Below are 17,749 nucleotides of genomic sequence, written 5' to 3'. Positions count from 1 at the left end.
TTCACTTTTACCCTTCAGCACTACCGCTATTTTCTTTATCAGCGACAGCTTGAATGGAGCGAGCCAAAGACCCAGGAACTTCGTTGATGCCAATAGCAATCTTGGATGCTAATGCATTGATAGCACCAGCAATTTGACCCATGAGTTGTTCCTTGGATGGTAGGTCTCCCAGAGCTTTTACATCAGCTTCTTTGAGCAGACGACCTTCCATCACACCACCGCGAAGTTCTGTCTTCTTGGTAGCTTTTTGGAAGTCTTGATACGCTTTAATCGCTGAGGAAAAGTCTTCTTTGACTAGCAAAAAGGCGGATGAACCTTTGAGCAACTCTGATAGAGGCTGCCATTTTTCTTCGTCCTGAATGGCAATACCCATAAAGGTGTTTTTTGTCACCTTACAGATTGTGCCACTAGGACGTAGCCGCCGCCTTAAGTCAGTGATTTCTGCAACTGTTAGCCCTTGATAATCAATTACCAGTGCCAAAGTTGACTCGCTCAAAGTGCCTTTGAGTTCAGCAACAATTTCTTTTTTGTTTTCTAGTGTTCTACCCATGCTTATTTCACCTCCAAGGGCAAAATCATCGAACTGGTAATTGGTGATTAATGATTGGGAATGGATAGTGGGTATAAGCTATTCTCTGCTTTCCCCAACTCCCTTGCTTCATTTTCACCTGGTTCTGACCCACCGAAAACAATTAACCCCAGCTGATGGGCCGGGGTCGGAGATTATTACGTTTAACGCCACAGTGATTAAACAGTTGTTCAAACTTCAGGCGATTAAAGTAGCAACCTCGGCAGGGTATTAAGCTGTTAGCACCTGCTGTCTCCGGCTTTGCATATTAAATTTTGGATTGTGGATTTTGAATCTTGGATTTGAGATCGAAAGTTAATCATAGATGAAAAACCAATTCTCTAGTTACCAACTGCCAATCTCAAATCCTAACTCTCAAATCTCAATTTATGCTGCGTCGGTCAGTTTTAAATCTCTGAGGGCTGTGACATCGATGCGAATCGAGGGACCCATTGTGGAAGAAACATACAGCGACCGCCAGTAACGACCTTTAGCGCCTGAAGGACGGTTACGGTCAATGGTTTCTTGTAACGCCTTGAGGTTGACTAACAAATCTTCAGGCGAGAAGGAAACTTTACCAAACATAACATGGACGATACCAGTCCGATCAGCCCGGAATTCTAATTTACCAGCTTTGAATTCAGCGATCGCACTTGCAACGTCGAATGTTACTGTACCACCTTTAGGAGATGGCATCAAACCACGGGGACCTAACAATTTACCAAGCTTTGCTACCTGAGGCATTACATCAGGTGTGGCAATGAGCTTGTCAAAGTCCATCATGCCTTTCTGAATTTGGTCAATCAGTTCTTCAGAACCAGCAATATCAGCACCTGCATTGGTTGCTTCTGTGACCTTTTCCCCTCTAGCAATAACCGCCACCCGCACAACTTGCCCTGTACCTTTGGGCAGTGCTACCGTTGTCCGCAATTGTTGGTCTGTATACTTGGGGTCAATCCCTAGACGGATATGTGCTTCCGCAGCTTCAGGAAACTTAGCTGTTGCTGTTTCTTTCAACAATGCTAAAGCTTCTAAAGGAGCATAATCCTTATCTTCTACTTTGGCTTGCAACGCCTGTAAACGGCGTGATACTTTTTTTACCATTCTTTTCTCCTGGGGTCATCTCGAAGCTGTTAGCCTCTCCCCCGATAATGTTTTTGTTAATGGTCAGTTGTCAGATGTTAGTAGTTATTTTCTTATTTACTGTCACCTGTCACCTGTCATCTGTCACCTAATCTGTGACTGTTACACCCATGTTTTTGGCGGTTCCTTCCACAATCTTCATGGCTGCATCAATGTCGTTAGCATTGAGGTCAGGAAGTTTGGTTTGGGCGATTTCCTTCAACTGTGCTCTGGTGATTTTCCCAACTTTCTTTTTGTTGGGTTCATTGGAGCCTCTTTCAATCTTCGCTGCTTTCCGAATCAAAACTGATGCTGGAGGAGTTTTGAGTACAAAGGTGAAACTCCGGTCTTCATAAACGGAGATTTCGACGGGAATTACCATACCAGCTTGGTCAGCGGTTTTGGCATTGTACTCTTTGCAGAACATCATGATGTTCACGCCGTGTTGACCCAGTGCAGGGCCCACTGGCGGTGCTGGGTTGGCTTTTCCAGCATTCAGGGCCAATTTAATGACCGCTACTACTTTCTTCGCCATTGGTATTTAGCTCTGTTTTTCTACCTGATTAAATTCCAATTCTACTGGTGTATCTCGTCCAAAGATCGAGAGCAGAGCTTTTAGCTTACTCCGTTCTGGGGAAACTTCAATCACCTCGCCTTCAAAGTCCTTGAATGGGCCTGAAAGCACGACTATCTTATCACCTGTAGCCATATCAATTTTGACTACTGGTTCTTGTTCACTGGTTTGTTTGAATATACGTTCTACTTCTGAGTGACTCAGGGGTAATGGCTTAACGTGGCCGCGTCCTTTGCCGCTACCACGCTTCTGTTCCGCTCCCACAAAATTAATGACGTGGGAGGTGTTACGTACCACCTGCCAGGTATCATCACTCATTATCATCCGCACTAAAACATAACCAGGGAATACTTTTTCCTCTGTATGCTGACGGCTGCCATCCTTACGAATTTTCACCGCAGGTGTGTGGGGAATTTCTACTTGGATGATTTTGTCAGCTACGTCAAAAGTTTGGATGCGTTGCTCTAAGTTTGTTTTTACGCGCTTTTCACAGCCAGAGGCCACTTGCACTGCATACCAGCGTGCTTCTTTTATCGCTGTTTCTAGTGCTTCCTCAGACTGCAACTCCGAGTCGCGTGGTTCGTCTGTTGCAGAATTCATCAGAATACCTGTTTTGCTGCCCAAGCAAACAATCCATCGACCAAGTATATCAAAGAGGCGGAGAGCGTCACCATTAATAACACAGCTGCTGATTCGCTCACCAACTGCTTGCGACTGGGCCAAACTACTTTTTCCAGTTCTTCTTTAATGCCTTGGATGAAGTTGTTTAAGCTAAAGCCATTGGCAGTTTCTGCTATTTCTGCTTCGTTTTTTTTGGCCACGGTCGTTGTACCCCCCGTTTCTTAGATAGCTATCACCTTGTTTTAGTGAACTAAGGTGTTCAGCTTCGACCTTATGTTCTGGACACAAGAAAGCTGCTAGTAAAAAATAATTATACCCGAAATAATAGACGCTTTTTGCTGGATAAGCATGAGCGTTTTTGCTTCGGGCAATATTTTTTCCTGTTGAGCGCGCCCTGGAGGACTTGAACCCCCGACATCAGGTTTTGGAGACCTGCGTTCTACCAACTGAACTAAGAGCGCACAAGCTATCTTGGTTTCAGTGATTGCGCTGAACTTTTTCTAGTTTAACACAATTCGTTTGTGATTATAACAGAATTTTTGGGAAAAAGCAAATCAGCGGCAGATGCCGCTTACTAGTACAGACTTCTCTCCTGGGCAGGAGGGAATTACAGAGCGCGGTCGAAACGTTGTTTGATACGAGTTGCTTTACCAACGCGATCGCGTAGATAGTAGAGTTTGGCACGACGCACTTTACCACGACGGATAACTTTAATGCTTTCAATCCGGGGAGAGTGCAATAAGAACACCCGCTCAACACCCACACCTTGGAAAACTCGACGGACTGTAATTGTTTCGTTGATACCGCCGTTGCGTTTAGCAATTACTACTCCTTCGTAAGGTTGGACACGGTATTTATCGCCTTCTTTAATTTTGACTCCGACTTTAACTGTGTCACCAACGTAAATATCAGGCAAATTAGACTTTAATTGTTCCGCTTCTATAGAGCGGATAATCTCTTGAGCGTTCATGGCTTCTTTTTCTTCTGAAAAATCTCACGATCATTAATCATAAAACTATTAATGCCTGAGAGTCCAGCCAAAAGTTTTTTCAGACGACATGCACCATAAATTTACCAAATTTGACTGATTTATTAAAAATGATACAAGTGATACACTGACAAAGTGGTACAATTATATGTTGATATGTTATTTACTGTCGTAATTACCACCTATAATCGTGTTAATTTACTTAGGCGAGCTATAGAATCTGCATGTAACCAAACAGTAGATTGTGAAATATTGGTGGTAGATGACTGCTCTGCTGATGAAACAGAAGCTTTTGTCAAAAGTTTAGGTAATAAAGTTGTTTATCATCGTCATCAAGCAAATCTTGGCCATGCAGCGACGGTAAATGATGGAGTGCTCAAGTCTAGGGGTGAGTGGATCAAATTTTTGGATGATGATGATTATCTTGCCCCCCATTGCTTGGAAGAAATGGCTAAAGCCATTAAAAAGCATCCTGAGGCTGTGATTTGCTCTTGTGTTGCGGCTCAGGTTGAAAGTAATGGTGTGGAACTGAGCAAAACTCCTAGATTTGGGCCAGGTTTAGCTTATTACACTCCTCAGGCAGATATTCACTACGGGATGCTGCTTGATGTTTTACCCTTTGGGACACCAGTACAAGTTGCTTGTCGTCGTGATGTGTTTATGGAAACTGGTGGATGGGATTCTACATTTAATACTAATTGTGATGATATTGATTCTTGGATTCGCATTTCCCAGTTCGGCGATGCAATTTTCCTGAATCAATGTTTAGCCTATCGTACTATGTGGAGTGGTGCATTTAATCAAAAAATTTCCTTATCTGAGCGGTTGACTGCCAATGTGGCAGTTAAGCAGAAAATTTATGCTTTAGTAAATGAAAAATATCGTTCATCTATTCCTAAGTTTGAAGAGATTACGGCTTATTTACAATTACATTGGCTGATGGTTGCTGTGAAGCAGAGAAATTTAAAAGGTTTCTTATCGCTAATGGATATGAGGATATTTTCACTGAATGCTTGGAAAATTTTATGCTGTGTTTTGATCATGCGTAGATGCAAATTGAATAAGTTAAATATTAGAAAAATTGTTTTGTACTAAATTGAAAATAATTTTCCTAAAAAATCTTTTATTTAAAGATATCGACAAGAGTGATTTAAAGATTATAAATTAGCCAAGAATAGGGCTTTTAATACAAATTAAAAATATTAAAAAAGATATGATAGATAGGAATTGTCGTCTCAATTAAAGTTTTAAAATGCCTTTTAAAGGTTATGCAAATCATACATATATTGAATCATGTTCAAGAAATCGGGAATGGAATTGTCAATGTAGCAGTGGATCTGGCTTGTCTACAAGCTGAAAGTGGTCATGATGTGGCTGTAATTTCGGCGGGAGGAGAGTATGAGGAATTATTATGTAAATTTGGAGTCCAACATTACTCTTTAGATTTAAGTAGAAATCCTGCCAATTTAATAAAGGCAGCGATCGCGTATCGAGGTATGATCAAAAAATTCCAGCCGCAGATTGTTCATGCCCATATGATGACGGGGATAGTTTTAGCTAGCACTTTCCGTCTGGGTTATAAATATGCTTTAGTATCTACGGTACATAATGAATTCCAGCGTGCCAGTGTATTGATGGGTTTGGCAGAAAGGGTCATAGCGGTGAGTCAGGCTGTTCAAGATTCGATGGTACGGCGTGGTATTAACCAAAATAAGCTGCGGGTGGTGAGAAATGGGACGTTGGGGAGTCCAAGGACGAGAAAAATATCCAAGTATGAGCCTTTAAAATTACAACGTCCAGCAATCGCTACTGTAGCAGGAATGTATGAACGGAAGGGCATAGCAGAATTAATTGCCGCTTTTGAGAAAATTGCGCCAGACTTTCCTGATGTGCATTTATATTTAGTGGGGAATGGGCCAGACAAAGAGATGTTTGTTGCTCAAGCCAAGAAAACAGCGGTGAGCGATCGCATCCATTTTGAAGGATTTCAACCAGAACCGCAATCCTATCTCCTAGCTGGCGATATTTTTGTCCTAGCTTCCCACCGTGACCCCTGTCCTTTGGTGCTTTCGGAAGCTAGAGAAGCAGGGGTGGCTATTGTCGCTACACAGGTAGATGGTATTCCTGAAGCCTTAGATAATGGAAAAGCTGGTGTATTAGTACCAGCTAAGGATAGTCAGGCTTTAGCAGAAGCTTTAGCCCAGTTATTAAGCAACTCCGATAGACTCCAAGAGTGGAAGCACCGGGCAAAACAAAACCTAGAATGGTTGAATGTTGCCCGCGTTCATGAGGAAACTTTGGCTATATATCGGGAGTTGGTGGGATAGGAGATAGGAGGCAGTAGGGGCGGGTTTACAGATATCATCAACTATGAACGAGAATTTTGGTAAACCCGCCCGTACAGAAGTTGCAGAATAATTCATACCGTTACTGTTTAATTCTTGCATTTTTAAACTCCTGTTCGTGTAGCGTGGCGCAGCCATAATTCTGAACTTCTGAACTTCTGAACTCCTGAACTTCTGTTCGCGCAGCGTGCCGTAGGCATACTCCTGAACTTCTGAATTCCTGATACCATCCTATGAATTGCCACTAACTAACTTCAACAAAGGTTTTGCCCAGCGCCAACTGAGTAGGTCGTGCAGCAGAGTGTAAAAACAGGGAATGATAAATAAAGTCAGCACTGTGGCTAAGGATAAGCCAGCAAAGACGACTATTCCCAACGGTTGGAGAAATTCCGAACCATCCCCCATTCCTAAAGCTAGGGGAAACATACCTAACACGGTGGTGATGGTGGTCATTAAAACTGGGCGGAGGCGTTGGGGTGCGGCTTTTAAAATGGCTGTTTGACGGTCGATTTTGTCTTTTTCTCGAAGTTGATTGGCTAGTTCCACCATAATAATGGCGTTGTTCACCACAATACCCACCAATAAAACTGCACCGACGATGACGGTAGCACCGATGGGTGTGTTAGTGATGTAGAGTCCAAAAATTCCTCCTGCTAAGGCCAGGGGAATGGTAAACATAATGACTAATGGGTCAATGAGGGAGTTATATTGTACTGCCATGACTACAAATACGAGGAAGGTTGCTAAACCACCTAGCAGTTGCAGGGAAGATTGTAATTGCTGATTTGATTCCGCGGTGGCACTGGGTAGGATGGTAACTCCCTCAGGTAAATCAAAATCATTCACCACTTGATTGACTTGGGCTAAAGCTTGACTGAGGCTAGCACCTTCCGTTAAGTTGCCTGCAATTAAGAAGACCTGACGTTGATTAATACGTTGAATTTCTCCTGGTGCTTGACCTTCTACAATGGTCGCTACATCACTTAAGCGAATTTGATAGTTGTCTTCTACAAATAAAGGTATTCTTGCCAATTGAGAAGCTGTTTGAACGGATGTTTCGTTTAATTGGACACGAACATCTACTAATCTGTTATCCCGTTGGAGTTGGGTAGGGACGCTACCTTCAATGGCAGTTTGAATAGTTTGACCAATTTCTCTGGTATTTAAACCGACTTTGGCCACTCGTTCCCAGTCGGGAAGAATTTTGATTTCAGGTTGACGTGCATCGGCATCAGGACGAAATCTGACTGAGGTGACTTTTTCTTCTAAGGTGGCTAATAAGTCACGGCCTGTAGTTTCTAATGCCTGGGCGTTATTAGATTGCAAAATCAGGTCAACATCGGCATTACGTGTGGGGGAGTTGTTGAGAATTAAACCCCGCACTTGACCAGGGGCAAGACGGAGACGAATATCGACTAAGTTGAGTTTGTTAAATTGTTGGGTAACTCGTTCTATATAGGTGTCTACACTACTACCTGGCTTCAGGGTAATGGTGCTAGAACTACGTAGGGGATTAGCGGTGGTGTTGCTACCAAAGAAAAAACCACCAATGCTAGAAAATACATATTCTGTTTCTGGCTGCTGGCTGAGAATTTCATCAACCGCTTTCATCACCTTTTGATTGGTTTCTAGGGGTGTGCCGGGGGGAAATTGGGCAAATAAGGTGACTTGTCCAGTGTTGATGCGAGGGAGAATTTCTTGGGGAATTTGGGGCAGCATCCACCAACTACTGATACCTAATAGCATAGTAGCGATCGCTATAGTTAACCATCGCCAGTGCAGTACACCTGATAAGAAGCCGCCATAGGCCCTAGTTGCCGCATCAAACCGCAGATTAAATTCTTGTAATAGCCAAAAATTGCTCAGAGAACTAGAAAAGGGTATGCCCAGCAACCGGGAAGTTAACATCGGCACAATGGTGACAGCAATTAAGATGGAAGCTGCCACAGCAAAGCTGATAGTGAGAATTAACTCGTTGAATAATAAAGAGATAAAACCACCAATCAACAAAAATGGTAATACGGCTACAAGGTTGGTACTGGTAGATGCAATTAAGGCTGATTCTACTTCCCGACTACTTTGTTCTGCTTGGTCAATCAGTTGGCGTTTATTTAACCGACTTCTGGTGATTTTGCCAGGAGTTAAACCAGCCCCTTCGGCGATGTTCTCTAGCATTACAATGGAGTTATCAACCACAATTCCCACCCCCAAGGCTAAACCACCTAAGCTAAATACATTGATGGATAAGCCAAATAACCCCATTAAAATAATGGCAGCTAAGGTAGCTAGGGGAATGGCCAGAACGATAATTAAGGTTTGGCGGAGAGAACCGAGAAATAGTAATACAGCGATCGCTGCTAATGCTGACCCAATTAATCCAGAACTGGTAACATTGGCGATAGAATCACGGATAAATTTGGATTCATCTAAAGTGGGTGTTAGATTGGCACCAGGGGGAATTACACCAGATTGTTTTAATTCTTCTAGTCGTTTTTTCACCGCATCCACAACGGTGATGGTATTAGCGTCTGGCTGCTTTTGAATACTGACTTTTACGGCTTCATCGCCATTGAGAAAAACATAAATTCGTTGTTTTTCTGCACCATCTATAACTTCCGCAAAGTCTCGCAAATAAACGCGATTTTTAGCATTAGAGTTAGGATTAGTAACTTCAAAGGAAAGATTACTAATATCTTCTGCATTTTGAAAGCGGCCAACAGTGCGGGTTAAAGGTTCAGAATTTGTTCCTAAAAGCCGACCACCAGAAATATCTTGGTTACGGTTGGTGAGTTGGTTGATAACTTCCGTTAGACCCACACCCAAAGCTTGGAGACGGTCTAGGTCAATATTTACCCGTACTTCTTCTCTCACTCCTCCTGATATGTCTACACCTGCCACTCCTGGAACTACACCCAATTCGCGGGCTAATTCTTCTTCCCCAAATACCCGCAAATCAACTCCTTCGAGGGAAGTTGAAGTTAATGCTAGTTCATACACAGGGGCTTGGGACGGATCAAATTTAAATATGCGTGGTTCTTCAATGGTGTCTGGCAAACGGTTTCTAGCACGGTTAAAAGCTGCCGTAGCATCATTGAGGGCCTGGTCAATATTACCTCCCGGTTGAAAGTACAAATCTAAGCTGACTTGACCTTCACGAGTGCGGGAAAAGACTTGAATCACACCTTCAGTGGCAGAAAAAGCTTCTTCTAGGGGTTTGGTGACTTCATCAATTGCTACCTCTGGGGAGATGCCTGGGGCTTCAATTCGCACACCAATGCGGGGATAGGTAATTGACGGGAGTAAGTCTACAGGTAAACGTAAAATGAAAAATACACCCAGGACGATGACAGCTAAGGTCAACATGAGTGTACCAATATGTTGGCGGATGGAAATAGCACTAATACTAAATCCACTCAGATGTTTTGTTTGCTGCATTTTGAGGAGTTGAAAAATCAGGATTTAATCAAGAAATTGCTAATTGAAAATTCTATTTTTCTGACAGAATTGATAAATTCACCATCTCCCCATCTTTGAGGGGTTTGCTACTACGCACAACATATTTTTCTCCAGGTTTTAACCCAGATAAAATTTCTACTTTGCCATCGGCTGTTTTGCCTACAGTCACTGTTTTGGCTTTGACTTTAGCTTTGCCCTCTCTTTCTTGGATAGTAAACAGGGTTTGTGTGGGGCTATTAGATTTACTTTCGCTAATAGCTATTTGGGGCACCACAACGCGCTGTGGTGTTGGGGAGGCAAAATTTACTCTAGCTAAGAGTCCACTACCAATTTTGCCATCACTGTTGGTGATGACGATTTCTATGGGGATTAATCTTGCTGTGGCATCTGCAACAGGGGAAATACGTTCTACTTTCCCCACAAAGGTTTTGCCAGGAAAGGCATCTAACCGCACCTGTACAGACTGACCAACCTGAATGCTGGCTAGTTCTAATTCGGAAACTTGCACCACCACTTTAACGCGACTAAAGTCAGCAATTTTTAAAACTTCGCTACCTGGCTGTAATAAGTTACCTGGTTCTGTAATTTTTTCTGTGACTACGCCGGTGATGGGAGAATATAGGCGGGCATAGGAACGGCGTTCTTGGGTGGCACTAACTGCGGCTTTTTGGGAGAATACTCGACCTTGGGCAGCTGCTACGGCTTGTTTTTCGGTGCGTACTTGCTCCATAGCGGCTCGTAGGGCTTGAGCGGCGGTTTTAGCTCTAGTTTTGGCTTGTTGGGCGCTTTGCTCGGCGATTGCTCCCTGTTTATATAATTTTTGCAACCTTTGGGAGTCTGCCTCTGCTTGGACTAGTTCCAATCTGGCTTTTTCTACTTCTGCTTGGGCATTACTAACTTGAGTTTTGGCCCTAGCTACTTCTGATTCGCGGGCCGCTTGTTCGGCTTCGGCTTGCTTGAAGGATGTAACTAGCAAGGTGTCGTCTAACTGGCCGATGGTTTGCCCTTTGTTAACGTTATCACCGACATCGAGGTTAAGTGCTAGTAGTCTGCCTTCAACTTGCGATCGCACTGACACGGTACGATAAGGGGCAGTATTCCCAATATAGTCTGGTTGGGAGCGTAATAAGTTGGTACGAGCGATCGCTACATCTACAGATGTTGCTTTTTTCTCACCCCTTGGTCGTCTAGATTGGGCTTCCGCTGATTCTTTAGGTAGTGAGCCACAACTAGTTGTTAATAATCCTAGTCCCAACACACAGGAAATCAATAAAGTCTGGTTATTCATCAATCGGCTGGTAGATTTGGTACTTGGTTTTTTGACCCTTGATTGCGGCTTTTTTCCTGCCAAAATCATGTGCTTTTTGCCTCAGAGGATGTCTGAAAATAGCTGGTTGATAAAAATCTATTTTTAGTTGGTATGAATTACAGGCAAAAGTGAAAATATCTCAGCAATTTTTCAACCAGCAATAAATGTATTCATGAATACTATTTATGGTTAAAAAAAACGTCAGAATTTTCTCTTATCACCTGTTGATGAGGATGTATCTAATTTCTAGCACCAGAAGCAATTATAAAAGTAGTATAAAAATTTTGCCTACAAGATGTAATAGGTAAAAAGTCATGAATCAGGGCACATGGGTTATTTGTGATGGGGCTTGCCCAAGCTCTTTGGGAAAATGTGCGCCATAAGACTAGCATTTTTCAGATTTTTACCTTTATATTAAGAAGAGTAAACAAAAATTGCTTTTTAAGATACTATAAGCTATAGCTAGACGAGCTATTGGCAGATTATAGAGTAAAAAAGCGAAAATTCACGAATTACTGAGGAAGGTAACGAGTGACATCCAAGCTAACTATTATTCAAACTCTAAGCGAACAGCAGATTGCGGCATTTTTCCAGGCTTCAGCGGGTCAGTGGCATTCCGAACGACGCTATTACACCCTTCCCCAAGGTGAAACGCGGGAAATAGAGAGCATCATCACCATTCGCTTTTTAGAGCAGGGATGTGAAGAGTTGCAAAAACTAGCTCAATTACACGACTTGGCAGATTTAGAGAGTTTGACCTGTGGTGCTCAAGTCACTTGGGACAGCACAGATGTCGGTAAAGCTAGGAAAGAATCCCAAGGTTTAACCCTGTTTGGTGCGTTGGGAAATATCTTGTATCGCGATCGCGGTTTCGCTACAACCAAACCTGTAACCGCTCAATATCATTTTCCTAGTTCCCAAACCCTATGTTTGCGAACTGAATACCATAATTCGGTCTTTGAAGAAGAAATCAAGTTAATTGGCAGCAAATACCGTACCAGACAATCCATCATTTCCCGTGCTGGTGAACAGTTAATGATTGGTCAATATTTAGAAAAAAGAATAGCGGATTAAGCGAATTAAATGATTCCCACTAACTAGCATTGGCAAAAGTAATGAATTTATAAATTTCCTGCCTAACAGCTAGTTTTTGTGTCATGATAGTGTTTGAGATTAATTCGGCGATTATTGCTTTGTTCTTAGTATTAACAGGCCTTTTCCCTTTTGGTATTTTACAGACTACTCTCCGAAGTATCAATCTCTACACTCTTATGATCCTTGGAGATAGTCCATGTCAGTTTACGTAGGAAATCTTTCTTACCAAGTTACACAGGACGCTTTAACCAGCGTTTTTGCAGAATACGGTTCTGTTAAGCGAGTTCAGTTGCCTACTGACCGTGAAACCGGACGTTTACGCGGCTTCGCTTTCGTAGAAATGAGTTCAGAAGAAGAAGAAACAGCAGCCATTGAAGCACTAGACGGTGCAGAATGGATGGGTCGTGACCTGAAAGTTAACAAAGCCAAGCCAAAAGAAGATAGAGGTTCTTTTGGTGGTAATCGTGGTGGTGGTGGTGGTTACGGTGGCCGTAATCGTTACTAAATTTTTCAGAAATGAGGGGTTGTACATTCATAGCATCAACCCTATCTTCTAGAAGATGATAAACTTCCCTTCACCTGTTTGGTGGGGGGAATTTTTAGTTGAAGATATCTGAAGTTGATAAAAATTAATGCCATTGCTGGAATGACTCTTGATTAAACTTGATTTGGTTTTGACCTATGGATAATGACTGATGATCGATAGAAATGCAATTCTTACCAGCTTTTTTGCTTAAATACATATTTTGATCAGCCCGATTAATTAATGTAGAGATAGTGTCAGTTTCTTGATACATTGTGCCACCAACAGAAACTGTTACAGAAATAGTTTTTTCTTCTATATCTAACCAAGTTTTTTCTACTAAAACTCTCACTCTTTCCGCAATTTCTAAAAGTTTATTCTCAGGAATTTTGGGAATCATAATAATAAATTCCTCTCCTCCCCATCTGGCAACAATATCTGGCTGACGTAGACTACTAGCAATGGTTTTGGCTACCATCACCAAAACCCGGTCACCAATTTCATGGCCGTATTCATCATTAATGTGTTTAAAATTATCAATATCTATAAATAAGATACCAAAGGGAATGCCGTAAAATTCCTGGTTTTCAAACAGATTACGCAGATTCATATCGGCAAATTTACGATTACCTATACCAGTTAGTTGGTCTATGAAGACTTCTCTGCGGAGAATGGCTATTTCTCTGACCACATTCATAGTGTTAGAGGCATCTGAAAATAGCTCTACTGCCCCAACAATCTTGTGATTAGCGTTGTAAATGGGTGTAATTTTCACGATGACTGGTACTCGATGACCTTGCTTGTGGTGTAAATAAACAGTGGCTTCTCTAGGTAATCCGTCTTGAATAACTTTAGCTAACGGACAACCATAACAACACAGTTCATGTCCAGAATCGTCAACATGTCGCAAGATATTATCTGAACATCGTTTATTGATGACTTCGGCTTTTGAGTAACCTGTGATTTTTTCTGCTGCTTTATTCCAAAATACTATTTCTTTTTCTCTGTTGACGTAGTAAATTCCATCATATAGATTATCTAGCACCTCTAGGCAAGAAATATTATCAATGTCGTCCATATCTTTATCTGTTATGTAAATCTACTATTTTTTGACAGGTATTAGATTGTTAATATTTACCTGATTGGATTAAGTAGTTTTTTTATCTTTATAGAAAAATTTATTGCCAATAAATACTAATTGTTATAATTTTAACTTTCGCAATTATAAAAATCCATGTCTTGATATAAATCTTGATTAATTGGTGATATTCACTGTTATAAAAAATATTACTCCTGATATATTTCTGAAACGCCAACACAGAAATTAATTACTGCGCTAAAATTGCGCTAAAATATCGCCTATGCCTTAAATCATTACTGTCATGAAACCACGGTTTATATGCCAGATGTAATACCAATTCAGTACCAAAGTGTGCCTCATTGGTGAAGATATGAACCAGGTATCGCTAAAGTGGTTACGCAGCGTTATTTAGAGACATAAAATCACGAAAAATGCAGTCTAACAAAGAAATTATAGAAATAGCCATATTTTTAGCAAGAGTTTTTAAATTTCTGTCTCTTTAATCTCTGTGAAACTCCATTCAAGAATAATTCAATGCAGATGATTTATCGATTTTTACATGAGCCAAAAGCATAAATTTCTTATAGCTCAAAAGCTATAATTTAGCAGATTCATTTTTATACCCTGAGCCTTATTGAATATGATTTAGACTTATTTTAAAAATATGAATAGGCAGGATTTTCCTGACCTGAGAATACATAAAAAGAGGGCTTAACTATGTCAACTTCAGTTACTCAATCTGGATTTTTGGTAGATTTATCTACAGAAGAACAAGAGTTACTCAGTGGAGGCAGAACCAGGAGTGATAGTGATTTTCCTGGAGGAACAAACAGAGGTGGAGATGATTTTGGCGGAGGCAGATCCAGAGGTGGAGATGACTTTGGTGGAGGCAGATCCAGAGGTGGAGATGACTTTGATTCCAATGGTGGCGATAAAGATTATCGCAAATATCCTGTCTATCTCAAAGGATTTGTCTTCTTGCCAGATTATCGATAGATTAATGTGCAACTAGAAGACAGAATTAATTTATTCATGCTGGATGATGGTGTAGGAATATAGAGTAATTATTGGTTGAATAATTATTTCCTACACCTTTATTTTTTCTAAGTTAAGGAATTTCTGTTTCTACTGGTCGAATGATAGCTGGTGCTGGGGTAAGTTCGGGTTTAAATATGGCTTGTAAGCCTTGTTCTAGGGTTTGGGTCATCACAATACGGTTTTCGTAGGCTACAACTACTCTCACTAATGTAGGTAAACTATTTTGGGTTGCTTCTAAATAAATAGGTTCGATGTAAAGTAATGACTGTTCGATGGGAATTACTAATAAGTTACCCTGAATTGCTCTTGAACCTTGACGATTCCAGAGGGAAATTTGTTGAGAGATGACAGGGTCTTGGTTAATTCGTGCTTCTATTTGTTCTGTACCGTAAATCAAGCGTTCTTTGGGGAAGATGTAGACAAGAAGTTTACCGTAGTTTTCTCCATCGGAACGTGCAGCTAACCAAGCAATTAAATTGGTTCTTTGTTTGGGTGTGTAGGGAAGAAAGAGGAGAAACTCTTCAAAGGAAACATTGGGAAGACTGGTAATTAAATAATAAGGTTCGACAGGACGAGGTTCGCTACCATAAATCTCATTGGGAATTTGCCATTGGTCTTCACGGTTGTAAAATACTTGGGGGTCGGTCATGTGGTAGGTCATGAACCGTTCCGATTGTATTTTAAAAAAGTCTACAGGGTAGCGGATATGGCTGCGGAGATTTTCAGGCATGGCCTGTAGGGGTTGGAACATTTGGGGAAAAATTTTACTCCAAGCGGTGATTAAAGGGTCGTTAATATCAGCAATATAAAAGTTGACTGTACCGTTGTAGGCATCAATCACAACTTTGACGGAGTTACGAATATAGTTAATACTATTTTTATCTCTGTCTGAATAGGGATAGCGATCGCTGGTGGTGTAGGCATCCACTATCCAGTAAAGATAATTGCCCTGTGCGGTGCCTGGGTTTGCGTCAGCAGCCACTAAATAAGGGTCGCTGTCAAATTTGAGGAAAGGTGCGATCGCACGTACTCTTTGGTTAATATTCCGCCGAAATAATACCTTTGTTTCTGGTAAAAAATCCCGTGTAAACAGCATTTGCCAGTCTTGCAAATAAGCTGCAAACAAGCATCTTTTCCAGAAAGCACCGATTTTAATTCCACCTGTACCATCGTAGGTGTTATAAACGTTATCACTCCCACTGGGATAGTCTAATTCTCTAGCTTTCGTCCCCGTCATCACATGGGTATTGGTAATTTCACCGTAATAAATCCGTGGTTTACCAATGGGAATACTCTCTCGAATTTCTGGACTAGAAGTATTGAGAATACTGTCGTTGCTAATGATATCTTTGACAAAATATTCTGGTAAACCACCAGGTGCAACTGTGTTAACTGGACTCATGGTGAAGCCATAACCATGGGTGTAAATCAAGTTGCGGTTTACCCATGTCTGCGCTTGTTGGGGAACAGCATTGTAATCTAATTCTCTGGCAGCAATTAATACTTGGCGTTTTTCTGTGGTTGAGGGATTACCTGCGGTTTTGATTGTATATCTATCAATATCAGCATCGGGAAAACGATAATAGGGACGAATTTGTTGTAATTGACGATTTGTTTTTAATAATGGTTCTTTACCCCAAAGGCGAATATTGCGAATGGTCAAATCATTAGCTTGAATATCAGCTTCTGTTAATTTACCTTGGGGGTTAAAAGTGAGTGTATCAATAGTATCTAAAGCAAATGCTTGCCGGGTCATGGCAATAGTCCGGGCAATGTATTTTTGCTCTCTTTGTAATTCATTGGGTTGGACAATAAAAGATTGTATTGCAGAGGGAATAATGATGTTTCCCAGCAATAATAAAAAGCTATATAAGCTCAATAAATAAACCAGAAGGCGCTGCTGAAGATGTTGCGATTGCCATTTGATTGTACGCCATAAGATATAAAATGCGATCGCTACTGCCAACACACATAACACTGTATCCGCAGGTAACTGGGCATTCACGTCGGTGTAACTGGCACCAAAACTTACACCCCGATCAGAATAAACTAATTCATATCGATGCAACCAATTACTCAAACCCACAATCAACATGAAGCCACCAAGTAACCCAAATAAATGGCGTTGTTGCTGTGGTGAAAATCCTGCAAATCTTCCTTGACTGAGGCTGTTTCCTGATAATAGATATGTCAAAGTGATGGCTAGCAAACTATATAAACATAATCCCATTAACCAAAATCCCAAAAGTTCCCAAATGGGCAGGGAAAATATATAAAAACTAATATCTTTGTGAAATAAAGGTTCAGATTGCTGAAAAGGAATAGGGTGTAAAAATAAGATAACCTCTGACCAATGTTGAGAGATGACCCAGCCAAAACCCAAACTGAGAATCACGGCAATGGCTGATAGTAAAAATTGGGGATAAATGAGGATAGCGATCGCTATAGTAAAAACTATAGCCAAAAACCAATCTGGAGAAATGACGATTTTTCCCCAGTTGAAGATGGCTTCTAGGTTAAAAAGGGTAGGAACGTTTAAATTACTCGGCTGATTTACTCCGTTTTGCCAGTAAGTCAGGGAAATAGTCCCATAGTGGGCTAGTATCAATGCCACCAATATACTTAAACTCAAGGTCAAGGGTAGTAAGGAGCGCAATTTCATCGGTAAAAATCGGCTTTCACTTTTAGTTGCTCTATTACTACTGGTATATTGGGGACTAAGAAAGGTTGTTAGTTGTTGACTAAATTTTACTTCTCCCAGATCATGAGACGAAGGATATTTCCATCTATGTGCTAAAGCCAAATTTAACCATAGATAGACAGCACTGATACTGACAACCATCAACCACAAGCTACCCTGAGTCACTATCCTCAGCCAGAATACTTGCGTGTAGCCAACTTCCTGAAACCAAAAAACCTCTGCCACTAGATGGGATGTAAGATGGAACAGAAGTAAAACTGCTAAAAAAATTACTAACCCTTGCCACAGCCGCTTACTCAACATTCATCAATCACTCAAACTGCGAAAA

General features: G+C 41.2%; 15 protein-coding genes, 1 tRNA gene and 1 other annotated feature. Of the genes, 5 read left to right on the top strand and 11 right to left on the bottom strand.

Annotated elements, in window-relative coordinates:
* Nucleotides 1-7: 7 nt before the first annotated feature.
* The 7 genes from rplJ to rplS all read right to left on the bottom strand — a co-directional run bounded on the left by rplJ (nt 8) and on the right by rplS (nt 3,855).
* Nucleotides 8-550 (bottom strand): 50S ribosomal protein L10, encoded by a 543-nt coding sequence (gene rplJ, locus H6G73_RS08740; protein ID WP_190603367.1) that lies wholly within the window; start codon nt 548-550, stop codon nt 8-10.
* Nucleotides 551-681: 131 nt separating this feature from the next.
* Nucleotides 682-845: a sequence feature (ribosomal protein L10 leader region), on the bottom strand.
* Nucleotides 846-955: 110 nt separating this feature from the next.
* On the bottom strand, nt 956-1,672 hold the full coding sequence (gene rplA, locus H6G73_RS08735) for a 50S ribosomal protein L1 (RefSeq protein ID WP_190603365.1): 717 nt from the start codon (nt 1,670-1,672) through the stop codon (nt 956-958).
* Between the two features lie 127 nt (nt 1,673-1,799).
* Complete coding sequence (rplK, locus tag H6G73_RS08730) at nt 1,800-2,225, bottom strand: 50S ribosomal protein L11 (RefSeq protein WP_190603363.1); 426 nt, start codon at nt 2,223-2,225, stop codon at nt 1,800-1,802.
* A 6-nt stretch (nt 2,226-2,231) separates the two neighbouring features.
* The gene (gene nusG / locus H6G73_RS08725) at nt 2,232-2,864 is read right to left on the bottom strand and encodes a transcription termination/antitermination protein NusG (protein ID WP_190603361.1); all 633 of its coding nucleotides are present in this window, start codon (nt 2,862-2,864) and stop codon (nt 2,232-2,234) included.
* Nucleotides 2,864-3,085 carry a preprotein translocase subunit SecE gene (secE, locus tag H6G73_RS08720; protein ID WP_190603359.1) on the bottom strand — a complete coding sequence of 74 codons (222 nt, stop codon included), beginning with the start codon at nt 3,083-3,085 and terminating at the stop codon, nt 2,864-2,866. Before secE ends, nusG begins: the two co-directional genes overlap by 1 nt.
* 188 nt (nt 3,086-3,273) lie before the next feature.
* A tRNA-Trp gene (locus H6G73_RS08715) sits at nt 3,274-3,346 on the bottom strand.
* Between the two features lie 146 nt (nt 3,347-3,492).
* Nucleotides 3,493-3,855 carry a 50S ribosomal protein L19 gene (gene rplS / locus H6G73_RS08710; protein WP_190603357.1) on the bottom strand — a complete coding sequence of 121 codons (363 nt, stop codon included), beginning with the start codon at nt 3,853-3,855 and terminating at the stop codon, nt 3,493-3,495.
* Between the two features lie 174 nt (nt 3,856-4,029).
* Between rplS and H6G73_RS08705 the strand changes: the two genes are divergently transcribed.
* Together H6G73_RS08705 and H6G73_RS08700 are read left to right on the top strand one after the other, a co-directional pair.
* The gene (locus tag H6G73_RS08705; protein ID WP_190603355.1) at nt 4,030-4,968 is read left to right on the top strand and encodes a glycosyltransferase family 2 protein; all 939 of its coding nucleotides are present in this window, start codon (nt 4,030-4,032) and stop codon (nt 4,966-4,968) included.
* Between the two features lie 173 nt (nt 4,969-5,141).
* Entirely contained in the window at nt 5,142-6,200 is a 1,059-nt protein-coding gene (locus H6G73_RS08700) for a glycosyltransferase (protein ID WP_190603353.1), read from the top strand.
* A gap of 249 nt (nt 6,201-6,449) precedes the next feature.
* On the opposite strand, the gene H6G73_RS08695 is transcribed toward H6G73_RS08700, so the two are convergent.
* Nucleotides 6,450-9,653 carry an efflux RND transporter permease subunit gene (locus H6G73_RS08695; protein WP_190603351.1) on the bottom strand — a complete coding sequence of 1,068 codons (3,204 nt, stop codon included), beginning with the start codon at nt 9,651-9,653 and terminating at the stop codon, nt 6,450-6,452.
* A 52-nt stretch (nt 9,654-9,705) separates the two neighbouring features.
* Nucleotides 9,706-11,031 carry an efflux RND transporter periplasmic adaptor subunit gene (locus H6G73_RS08690; RefSeq protein WP_190603349.1) on the bottom strand — a complete coding sequence of 442 codons (1,326 nt, stop codon included), beginning with the start codon at nt 11,029-11,031 and terminating at the stop codon, nt 9,706-9,708.
* A gap of 483 nt (nt 11,032-11,514) precedes the next feature.
* On the opposite strand from H6G73_RS08690, the gene H6G73_RS08685 reads away from it, so the two are divergent.
* Complete coding sequence (locus H6G73_RS08685) at nt 11,515-12,057, top strand: phycobiliprotein lyase (RefSeq protein WP_190603346.1); 543 nt, start codon at nt 11,515-11,517, stop codon at nt 12,055-12,057.
* Nucleotides 12,058-12,274: 217 nt separating this feature from the next.
* Nucleotides 12,275-12,583, top strand: a complete 309-nt coding sequence (locus tag H6G73_RS08680) for an RNA recognition motif domain-containing protein (protein WP_190603344.1) — start codon at nt 12,275-12,277, stop codon at nt 12,581-12,583.
* A gap of 124 nt (nt 12,584-12,707) precedes the next feature.
* On the opposite strand, the gene H6G73_RS08675 is transcribed toward H6G73_RS08680, so the two are convergent.
* On the bottom strand, nt 12,708-13,679 hold the full coding sequence (locus tag H6G73_RS08675) for a sensor domain-containing diguanylate cyclase (protein WP_190603342.1): 972 nt from the start codon (nt 13,677-13,679) through the stop codon (nt 12,708-12,710).
* 720 nt (nt 13,680-14,399) lie between these two features.
* On the opposite strand from H6G73_RS08675, the gene H6G73_RS08670 reads away from it, so the two are divergent.
* Nucleotides 14,400-14,678: a hypothetical protein gene (locus H6G73_RS08670; RefSeq protein ID WP_190603340.1), complete on the top strand. Its 279-nt coding sequence runs from the start codon at nt 14,400-14,402 to the stop codon at nt 14,676-14,678.
* A gap of 112 nt (nt 14,679-14,790) precedes the next feature.
* On the opposite strand, the gene H6G73_RS08665 is transcribed toward H6G73_RS08670, so the two are convergent.
* Nucleotides 14,791-17,724, bottom strand: a complete 2,934-nt coding sequence (locus H6G73_RS08665) for a UPF0182 family protein (protein ID WP_190603338.1) — start codon at nt 17,722-17,724, stop codon at nt 14,791-14,793.
* Nucleotides 17,725-17,749: the final 25 nt, after the last annotated feature.

The organism is Richelia sinica FACHB-800 (assembly GCF_014698825.1).
In the GTDB taxonomy this organism is placed as follows: domain Bacteria; phylum Cyanobacteriota; class Cyanobacteriia; order Cyanobacteriales; family Nostocaceae; genus FACHB-800.
Note: the sequence above shows the minus strand (reverse complement) of the source record. Positions and strands in the feature narration are given on the sequence as shown.

Coding starts and splice junctions, on each gene's coding strand:
- rplS (WP_190603357.1), bottom strand. CDS start 3,855: ATGAACGCTCAAGAGATTATCCGCTCTATAGAAGCGGAACAATTAAAG.
- H6G73_RS08690 (WP_190603349.1), bottom strand. CDS start 11,031: ATGATTTTGGCAGGAAAAAAGCCGCAATCAAGGGTCAAAAAACCAAGT.
- H6G73_RS08695 (WP_190603351.1), bottom strand. CDS start 9,653: ATGCAGCAAACAAAACATCTGAGTGGATTTAGTATTAGTGCTATTTCC.
- H6G73_RS08675 (WP_190603342.1), bottom strand. CDS start 13,679: ATGGACGACATTGATAATATTTCTTGCCTAGAGGTGCTAGATAATCTA.
- rplA (WP_190603365.1), bottom strand. CDS start 1,672: ATGGTAAAAAAAGTATCACGCCGTTTACAGGCGTTGCAAGCCAAAGTA.
- H6G73_RS08700 (WP_190603353.1), top strand. CDS start 5,142: ATGCAAATCATACATATATTGAATCATGTTCAAGAAATCGGGAATGGA.
- nusG (WP_190603361.1), bottom strand. CDS start 2,864: ATGAATTCTGCAACAGACGAACCACGCGACTCGGAGTTGCAGTCTGAG.
- H6G73_RS08670 (WP_190603340.1), top strand. CDS start 14,400: ATGTCAACTTCAGTTACTCAATCTGGATTTTTGGTAGATTTATCTACA.
- H6G73_RS08680 (WP_190603344.1), top strand. CDS start 12,275: ATGTCAGTTTACGTAGGAAATCTTTCTTACCAAGTTACACAGGACGCT.
- rplJ (WP_190603367.1), bottom strand. CDS start 550: ATGGGTAGAACACTAGAAAACAAAAAAGAAATTGTTGCTGAACTCAAA.
- rplK (WP_190603363.1), bottom strand. CDS start 2,225: ATGGCGAAGAAAGTAGTAGCGGTCATTAAATTGGCCCTGAATGCTGGA.
- H6G73_RS08705 (WP_190603355.1), top strand. CDS start 4,030: ATGTTATTTACTGTCGTAATTACCACCTATAATCGTGTTAATTTACTT.
- H6G73_RS08665 (WP_190603338.1), bottom strand. CDS start 17,724: ATGTTGAGTAAGCGGCTGTGGCAAGGGTTAGTAATTTTTTTAGCAGTT.